At 63.1% G+C, this 8887-nt stretch carries 8 protein-coding genes; 3 read left to right on the forward strand and 5 right to left on the reverse strand.

Features of this window, described 5'->3' with window-relative positions; genetic code table 11:
• The 3 genes from EN969_RS06750 to EN969_RS06760 form a co-directional block, all read left to right on the forward strand.
• On the forward strand, positions 1-382 hold a 382-nt coding region (locus EN969_RS06750), incomplete at its 5' end, for a hypothetical protein (protein ID WP_127419038.1).
• A gap of 290 nt (positions 383-672) precedes the next feature.
• Positions 673-2532, forward strand: a complete 1860-nt coding sequence (locus EN969_RS06755) for an ABC transporter ATP-binding protein (protein WP_127419039.1) — start codon at positions 673-675, stop codon at positions 2530-2532.
• A complete protein-coding gene (locus EN969_RS06760; protein ID WP_063168687.1) occupies positions 2532-4424 on the forward strand; it encodes an ABC transporter ATP-binding protein in 1893 nt (630 codons plus the stop codon). Before EN969_RS06755 ends, EN969_RS06760 begins: the two co-directional genes overlap by 1 nt.
• Positions 4425-4450: 26 nt before the next feature.
• On the opposite strand, the gene EN969_RS06765 is transcribed toward EN969_RS06760, so the two are convergent.
• The 5 genes from EN969_RS06765 to EN969_RS06785 form a co-directional block, all read right to left on the reverse strand.
• On the reverse strand, positions 4451-5230 hold the full coding sequence (locus EN969_RS06765) for an ABC transporter ATP-binding protein (protein WP_063168688.1): 780 nt from the start codon (positions 5228-5230) through the stop codon (positions 4451-4453).
• A 10-nt stretch (positions 5231-5240) separates the two neighbouring features.
• The gene (locus EN969_RS06770) at positions 5241-6008 is read right to left on the reverse strand and encodes an ABC transporter permease (RefSeq protein WP_027160903.1); all 768 of its coding nucleotides are present in this window, start codon (positions 6006-6008) and stop codon (positions 5241-5243) included.
• Between the two features lie 109 nt (positions 6009-6117).
• Positions 6118-7128, reverse strand: a complete 1011-nt coding sequence (locus EN969_RS06775; protein ID WP_164745972.1) for an ABC transporter substrate-binding protein — start codon at positions 7126-7128, stop codon at positions 6118-6120.
• Between the two features lie 197 nt (positions 7129-7325).
• The gene (locus EN969_RS06780; RefSeq protein ID WP_063168690.1) at positions 7326-8624 is read right to left on the reverse strand and encodes a hypothetical protein; all 1299 of its coding nucleotides are present in this window, start codon (positions 8622-8624) and stop codon (positions 7326-7328) included.
• A gap of 29 nt (positions 8625-8653) precedes the next feature.
• Positions 8654-8887 (reverse strand): UTRA domain-containing protein (locus EN969_RS06785; protein ID WP_127419040.1); only part of this gene is annotated, 234 nt, incomplete at its 5' end.

An 8887-nucleotide genomic window follows, 5' to 3' on the forward strand; every position in this document is an offset into this window, starting at 1 on the left:
CGGTGTGACGGCTGCCGCGATAACGCCTCTGTTCACCCTGGCGGCATCAGCGAAGAAATACGGCCCGAAGGAAGGCAAGGAGATTGCGCCCGGTGTCAGGGTGGTTGAGGTCAGCACCGGCAACTCCGACATTCCCGCCTACAAGAGCATCGCAATTGTCGACGTGGTATTTCAGCCCGGCGCACACGCGCCTCAGACGGTGATGGACAACGATATGGTCTGCACCATTGCTTCAGGTGCGTTCACGATCAAGAAGGCCGACAAGGAATTCAAGCTCAAGACGGGTGACATGTACACCTGCGCCAAAGGCAAGACCGACGAGGCGACAAATACAAGCAAGGAGGTCGGCGTGCATCGGATCGCCGTCCTGATACCTGCCTAGCAAACCGGAATCCGGCCGGATGGGAGGTCGCATTCCGTCCGGCCGTCGCTTGCGTACACTAGGTGCTGACCTCGTCCGGCCAACGCCCTTCGGCAAGATCGGCAGGATTACGCCGCTGGTGCCAGCCGGGTCACAGCCGCATGTTCGCTTTCCTTCAGGCACAGTGCGATGCCGGCATTGGCTCTTGAAGGGCCAAGCCAGACCCGCGTAACATAGCGCCAAGTCAACCGCTCACATTGAGTCTGCTTTATTAGTCCGGGCTAACGTCCGGATTGGTTTGGATATTTTCCTTGAACACGCAAGCAACCAGCAGCGCACCGGAGCGCGGCAAATCGTTTGCCCATGTGGCGGAAGCCTCCTGGGGCAAGGGCCTCAGCACCTTGCTCCGCATCGTGCGCATGACGCTGCGCCATCCCTGGCAGGTCGCCATCACCATCGTCTCGACCTTCATCGCCGCGACGCTGCAGCTTTTCATTCCACGCCTGCTGGGACGCGCCATCGACCAGGCGCAAGGTGTGATGGCCGCGGGTGCCGGCGCTGCGGCGGAACAGGCGCTGTGGAACACGGCGCTGACGCTGCTCGTCGTCTCGATCCTGCGCGGCCTCTTCACCATGGCGCAGAACTACTATGGCGAGGCCGTCGGTCATCGCACCGGCTATGAACTGCGGCTGGCCTTCTACGAGAAGATCCAGCGCCTGAGCTTCGCCTACCACGACAGGGTCCACACCGGCGATTTGATCACGCTCGGCCTGCTCGATCTCGACGGCGTGCGCATGTTCTTCTCCACCGGCATTTTGCGTGTGGTGCTGCTCGGCGTGCTGATCGGCGTCGGCGCCTATCTCCTGATCAGCACCGATCTCATGCTCGGGCTGCTCAGCCTGAGTTTCGTGCCCCTCGTCGCCTGGCGGTCCTCGGTCACCCAGCTGGCGTTGCGCAGCACCTGGTTGACTTTGCAGGAGCGGCTGTCTGTGCTGAGCCGGGTGATGGATGAGAACCTCGGCGGCATCCGCGTCGTGCGGGCCTTTGCGGCACAGCGGCATGAGCTGGAAAAATTCGACCGCGCCAAGCTGTCGGCGCTGGAGCTTGCCAATCAGCGCGTCGACATCCGCGTCTCCAACACCAGCGCCATGAACTTCTCGTTCCTGGCCGCCATGGGGCTGGTGCTCTGGTTCGGCGGCCAGAAAGTGATTGCAGGCCAGATCAGCGTCGGCACGCTGGCCCAGTTCCTCACCTTCATGACCATCCTGCAGATGCCGGTGCGCCAGCTCGGCCTTATGGTCAACTCCTTCGCGCGCGCCTCGACCTGCGGCAGCCGGCTATTCGAACTGCTCGACGCCGAGCTCGACATCGAGGACGCGCCCGGCGCCAAGGATCTCGTCGTCACCGATGGCGTGCTGCGCTTCCACAATGTCGGCTTCCGCTACGAGGGCGCGGTCGACCGGCCGACTCTGTCGGGCATCTCCTTCGAGGCGAGGTCCGGCGAGACCATCGGCATCGTCGGCCCGCCAGGCAGCGGCAAGTCGACCATCGCGCACCTGATCCCGCGCTTCTACGACGTCACCTCAGGCGCGATAACCATCGACGGCCAGGACATCCGCAAGGTGACGCTGCAATCGTTGCGCAAGGCCGTCGGCGTCGTGCAGCAGGACGCGTTCCTGTTCACCACCTCGATCGAGAACAACATCGCCTACGGCAATCCCTGGGCGCGCGAGACCCGCATCGGGCAGGCAGCCGAGTACGCCCAATTGCACAATTACATCATGGGCCTCCCAGCCGGTTACACCACAGTCGTCGGCGAGCGCGGCGCGTCGCTTTCCGGTGGCCAGCGGCAGCGCCTGACCATCGCCCGCAGCCTGATGCTGCGGCCGTCCGTGCTGGTCTTCGATGATTCCACCGCGGCCATCGACGCCGGCACCGAACAGCGTATCCGGGCAGCGATGAAACGCTTCGCCAGGGATCGCGTGACGCTCATCATCTCGCACCGGCTGAGTTCGCTGATGCATGCCGACCAGATCCTGTTCGTCGAGGGCGGCCGGATCGTCGAGCGCGGCACGCATGAGGAGTTGCTGGCGCTCGGTGGACGCTACCGCGCGCTCCATGACCTGCAGTTGCGGCCGGACGATGAGCGGCCCGTGGCGGGAGCCGCGTGATGCAGACACCGGCCGACGACGAGGAGGAAGACACCAGCGGGCCACCGACAAAGGCGGTCGTGGGCTCGCACCGCGACGACGAAGAGGTCTTCGGCAAAGCTTATGACCCTCGCATCGTGCGGCGTATCTGGAGCTTCGTGAGGCCGTATCAGAACCGGATTTTCATCTCAGTCGCCGCGGTGCTGGTGTTCACGCTGACCCAGCTGGCGATCCCGCTGGTCATCCGCTACGCCATCGACCACGGCATGACGGCTGGCAAGCTCGACCAATCGGTAATGATCGCCGCGATCAGCGCTTTCGCCGTGATCATCCTGATCAACTATGCTGCCAGCTATGTGCAGGAAAGCGTCGTCGGCAAGGTGGCCGAAAACGTGCTGTCGGACCTGCGCCGCGCCATGTTCAGCCATCTGCAACGGGTCTCGCTGAGCTTCATGGACAAGACCGAGGTCGGCCGGCTGATGTCGCGCCTGCAGGGCGACGTCAATTCGATGCAGGAATTCCTCGAAACATCGGTGATGTCGGTAGGCGACATCGTGCTGTTGTTCGGCATCGTCAGCGTGCTTTTGTGGCTCGATTTCCGACTGGGCCTGCTGACGCTGTCGACCATGCCGGTGCTGTTCATCGTGCGCCTTTTCTGGCTGCCGCGCGCCAAGGTCGCCTTCATGGCCGCGCACGAAACCAACTCGATCGCCAACGGCGCACTGGCCGAAGGCATCCATGGCGTGCGCACGGTGCAGAGCCTCGAGCGCCAGCACGTCAATTTCGACCTCTACGACGAAAAGGTGCTGGCCAACCTCAATGCCCATTTGAGGTCGGCGAAATACGCGCAGGTAATGGTGCCGATCGTCGACACGCTGACCGGCATCGCCATGGCAACTGTCATCGTCGTCGGCGGGTCGATGGTGCTCTCGCACAGCCTCGACATCGGCGTCATGGTGGCGTTCCTGTTCTACATCCAGCGCTTCTTCGACCCGATCCGCTCGCTGACCATGCAATACAGCGTCATGCAGCGCGCCATGGCTTCGGGCCAGCGCATCTCCGAAGTGCTCGACGTGCCGGTCGATGTCAGCGACAGGCAAGGTGCGGTGGCGCTGTCGCGCGATATGGACGGCTCGGTCGAGTTCAGGAACGTCACTTTCGGTTATAGGCCGAACCAGCCGGTGCTGAAGAACATCTCCTTCCGCGTCAACCCGGGCGAGACCGTAGCCCTTGTCGGCCCGACCGGATCGGGCAAATCCAGCTCGATGGCGCTGGTGCACCGCTTCTACGATGTCTGGTCGGGTGAGGTTCTGGTCGGCGGCCATGATGTGCGTGACCTCACCCAGGATTCGCTCGGCGATCAGGTGGCGATGGTGCTGCAGGAGCCGTTCCTGTTCTCCGGCTCGGTGCTGGAAAACATCCGCTACCACAAGACATCAGCCAGCCGCGAGGAGGTGGTCCGCGCCGCACAAGCCGTCGGCGCGCACGATTTCATCGAGAACCTGCCAGATGGCTACGATACCGAACTCGAGCAGCGCGGCGGCAATCTCTCGCTGGGCCAGCGCCAGCTGATCAGCTTCGCGCGCGCGCTGGTGGCGGATGCAAAGATCCTGGTGCTCGACGAAGCCACGGCCAGCATCGATTCCTACACCGAGATGCTGATCCAGAAGGCGCTGATCACGCTGCTGGAAGGCCGCACCGGGCTGGTCATCGCCCACCGTCTGGCCACTATCCGCGGCGCCGACCGCATCATCGTGCTGCAGAACGGCGAGATCGTCGAAAGCGGCAACCACGAACAGCTGATGGCAAGAAAAGGCCTCTACGCCCGCCTCTACAACATGAACTACGCCTCGTTCGACGACATTTCCGAAGGCGAGCTGGAACTGGACGCGGCAGTCGGCAAGGCGACGTGATTGGACCTGCAAACGACCGCAGGCGCCTAGGCCATTTCGGGGCGTTTTGAACCCTCGCGGATGGCCTTGTGCACGCCGCGTTGCAGATCCATGAATACAGGGCTTTCCATCACCTCTTCGCGGCGCGGGCGCTCGATATCCACGTTGAATGTCTGCGTGATACGTCCCGGGCCGATGCCCATGACGACGATGCGGTCCGACAGATAGACGGCCTCCTCCACATCATGGGTGACAAACAGGACGGTCAACCTGTGTTCCTCCCAGATCTGGGTCAGCAGTTCCTGCATCTGATGCCGGGTCAAGGCATCGAGCGCGCCGAAGGGCTCGTCCATCAACAGCATCTTGGGCCGGTAGGAAAGCGCGCGCGCAATGGCGACGCGTTGTTTCATGCCGCCCGAGAGTTCGGCTGGATAGCGGTCCGCACTACCAGACAGCTTGACGAGTTCGAGATGCTCCAGCGCGATCCTGCGGCAGGTCGGGCGATCGTAACCAGCGGCCTTGAGCGCAAACTCGATGTTCTGCCGCGCCGTCAGCCAGGGAAGCAGCGTGTAGGACTGAAAGACGACGCCACGGTCGAGTCCAGGCTGCAGGATCGGCGCGCCATCGATGCTGAGATCGCCCGCGTCGAAGTCCTGCAGTCCGGCCACGATCGACAGCAGCGTGCTCTTGCCGCAGCCCGACGTGCCGACCAGGGAGACAAACTCGTTGTCGGCAAGATCCAGGTTGATACCGCGCAGCACTTCCGTGCGCCGCTCGCCCGTGCCGAAGCTCTTGTGGAGACCGGCGATCCGCAATTTGGGGCTCATCGGCTGGACCTCATTGCGAGCGGCCCTCTTGCTTGAACAGCACCTTTTCCAGCGCCTTCATCACCTGGTCGGTGATGAGGCCGAGCAGGCCGAGCAGCAGGATGTAGCCGATGATGGTGTTGGTCTGGAAATAGCGCTGGGACACGGTGATGCGATAGCCGAGCCCCGAAGTGGCGGCGACGAGTTCGGCCAGCACCAGCCAGGTCCATGCCCAGCCCAAGCTGATGCGCAGCGTATCCCAGATGCCCGGCAAGGCGCTGGGCACGACGATGCGCGTCAGGATCTTGCGATCCGGCAGGCCTAGCGTGCGCCCAAGGCCGATGAAATCGGCTGGAACCCGTTTTACATTGTCCATGATCATCAGCACCTGCTGGAAGAACGTGCCGATGAAGATGATCAGGAATTTCTGCGAATCGCCGGTGCCAGCCCAAAGGATGGAGAGCGGCACGAAAGCGACGACCGGCATGTAGCGGATGAAATCCACCAGCGGCTCGATGGCCGCTTCCCAGGAACGGAAACTGCCAATCAGCACGCCGATCGGTATCGACAGGGCCGAGGCGATGAGGAAGCCGATGGAGATACGGTACATCGAGGCTTTGAGGTCCAGCCACAACGTGCCGTCGGCCGCGAGCTTGGCGATCTGCATAGCGACGCTGCCCGGCGATGGCAGGAAGATCGGCTTTACCAATCCCAGTCCGGTCGCCGCCCACCAGGCAAGGCCGAGCCCGACGAACACGGCCACCGCGATCACCAGGAAGCGCGACCTGGCGATGGGCACGCCGATGCCGGAGGATCGGCGACGCCTCGCCTGTTTCGTGGGACGAGCCGGATCCGTTTGAGCGGGACGCTCCCCGGGCATCTGCGTCACCACCGCGATCCGGCCTTGGTCATTCCGCCGCCTTGACGAACGACGGGTCGATCATCTGCTCCGGCGTCACATCGGCCTGCAGCAGCTTGGCGTTCTTGGCGGCGGCTTCGACATCGGCGAAGGTCTTGGTGGTGAAATCACCGGTCAGCGCCGCCTTGTTTTCGGCGAGTGAGTAGTAACGCACGCCGTCAAAGGCGGTGTTGAGGTCCTTGACGTCCGAACCGACAGCCTTGGCGATGATGGCGCGCCCACCGGGCGTATCGGCATTGTAGTCCTTGAGCGCTGCGTCCCAGCTTTTGATCATGGCCAGCACTTGGCCGGGCCGCGACTTGATCACCTCGTCACGCACCACCAGCACGTCGCTGATCAGGCCGGGATCCTCGCCGGCGGTGAACAGCAGCTTGAGGTCCTTGTTCTGCGCCATGGCGACGGTGAGGTACGGTTCATAGGTCACCGCGACCGGCACCTGGCCGGCGATCAAGGCGCTGCCGGCGTCGGACGCAGGCATCGGAACCGGCTTCACATCGTCGATCGACATGCCGTTCCTGGTGAGCGCGTATTTGAGCAGGATGTCGCTCGTCGTGCCTTCCTCGAAGGCCACCTGCTTGCCCTTGAGGTCCGCGATGGAGGTGACGTCCTTGCCAGCGATGATCGCGTCGGCGGTCATGGAGACGTCGAGCAGCAGCACGATCTTCACCGGCAGGCCGGCCGCAACCATGCCCATCGCCGTGTGGGTGGCGATGTTGGCGGCGTCGAGCTGGCCGCTTGCAAGTGCTGCATTGATGTCCTTGTCCTCGGCGAAGTTGACGATCTGGACGTCGCTCAGCCCGTTCGTCTTGAACAGGCCCTTGGCCTCGGCGACATGCCACTGGCCATAGCCGAGCCAGGGCTCGATGCCGATCTTGAACGCTCCTGCCTCGGGCGTGGTGGGAATGGCCGCATCGGCCGCGTAGGCCGCCGGGGCGGCGGCGAGCCCGATGGCGGCGGCCATCACGAGCGCGCGAAATTGTCCTGTTAGGTTACGCATCATCCTTGTTCCCCTTGATGATCGGACCGCTTTTTCTGACTGAGGTAGCCGGTCCGGTGAGACTGCGGGTTTCTGCTCTTGCGGCACTGTGCCTCGGCGTCTTACCTGCCACTTCATGGTGAAGTGCGCGGATATTTCAGCGTCAGCGGGAGCGGATGTCAAGGCTAAAATACATACATGCATATACAAGTTGGAAAGACTCAATTTTTACGCGCTCCGGGATCGATCCGGTCTAGAAAATCGGTCACCCGATCGGTTCCGGCAACAGGTTCGCTGCCGACCATGACCGCCACCGAAAAGGCAATAAGGGAAGAAACCGGCGTGTGGCTGCGTGCGCCGGCGCGCAGGTTCATGACCAGCGTCGGCGACAGGAAGAGACCGGCCCGGAGCACCGCGCGCCAATCGGCCGGCAGCATGCCGCGCCGTTTGAGCTCAAGCAGCAATGGCCGCCACAGCGCTGTGGCCTTGACCTCCAGCAGGTCGCGGCGGACCGGGCTCAGGTCCCAGTCCGTGTCGACATGGAGCAGGTTTCCGTCCAGCCGCGCATGGGCGCGAAAAGCCTCGGTCGCGGTCGCCGGATCATAGAGCCAGAACGGGTGGGCGAAGATGTTGTGGAACGTCGCCTTCACCTCCGCCAGCAGCGTCGGGATATGCGAGCCTGCAAAGGCAGGATCGAAGAAGGACAGCTCCGCCCTCCCCGCCTTCGCCGTGTACCAGACATTGGCGTTGTGGGCGTCGCCATGCGCGACCACGCCGCCTGCATCGGCAAGCCGGTCCGGCCGCAAGCGCACTGCGGCGGCATCGAAAAGCTCACCGACGCTGTCGGTGTACTGCTCGCCATTGATGACGAATTTCAGCCGGGAAAACCGATCCCAATCCAGCTCGGCACCGGGAAAGACGAACGGCTTGCCGACATAGAAATCGGCCAGCCGGCCGCCTGGCGACAAGCGTGTCTCGGCATCGATCAGCCGCTCATGAAACAGCCTGTGGATCGGTTCCGCCGCCACCTCCTCGACGGTTACCGGATGCAGCGTTTCGAGATAGACCTTGAGCAGCCTGGCCGACAGGTCGCGCTCGGCAAGAACGGCTTCTCGCCGTTTGCCGGCATCGTCCTGCGCATCCAGCGCGAACAGCACATCCGAAAACCTCGGATCCGTGCGCCGCCGATAGACAAGGATCTGCTCGCCCGGTTGGGCCGACATATGCACGGGTTGATCAACCGGCAGGCCGGCGCGCGACAGAATCTCGGCGCGGTAATACTCGCCCGTCATCGCCTCTTCCCGCTCCTCCTGATGGAACTTGAAGAAGTAGGCCTTGCCGTCGTCCTCGAAGAAGCCGTTCAACGAATTGAGGCTGTATTTATCGAAGTTGATGCGGACATTGCGGGGGCGCATCGCGAACAGGTCGCCCAGCAATGCCGCCAGCGCGCTTTGTGCTTCGGCAACATCATGCTGCGCGAGTGCCCGGATCCGCGCCGTGCGGCTCGGTGCCGGCGTCATCTGTCGCTCTTGCATTCGACCTGCTTCCGTCAGCTGCTTTTTGAAGGGGAATAGCGGCTGCCGAGCGAGTAGCGGCTGCCGGCATAAGTCAGCTTGCTGATCGTCGCCACCACCGCGCCCGTCCATGTCCGGCGGTGCAGGAAAAGGCAGCAGGCGCCGACATCGATGCCCAGATGCCGCGCCGTCTCGGCATCCGCCGGGATGGCGGAAATGATATGCTCGACCTCGGTCACCGGGGTTTTCTGCATGAGGTAGTCATAGGT

Origin of the sequence: Mesorhizobium sp. M7A.F.Ca.CA.003.01.2.1, from assembly GCF_003998945.1 — a bacterium.
GTDB classification, from domain to species: Bacteria; Pseudomonadota; Alphaproteobacteria; order Rhizobiales; family Rhizobiaceae; genus Mesorhizobium; species Mesorhizobium ciceri.

Coding starts and splice junctions, on each gene's coding strand:
- EN969_RS06760 (WP_063168687.1), top strand. CDS start 2,532: ATGCAGACACCGGCCGACGACGAGGAGGAAGACACCAGCGGGCCACCG.
- EN969_RS06765 (WP_063168688.1), bottom strand. CDS start 5,230: ATGAGCCCCAAATTGCGGATCGCCGGTCTCCACAAGAGCTTCGGCACG.
- EN969_RS06775 (WP_164745972.1), bottom strand. CDS start 7,128: ATGATGCGTAACCTAACAGGACAATTTCGCGCGCTCGTGATGGCCGCC.
- EN969_RS06780 (WP_063168690.1), bottom strand. CDS start 8,624: ATGACGCCGGCACCGAGCCGCACGGCGCGGATCCGGGCACTCGCGCAG.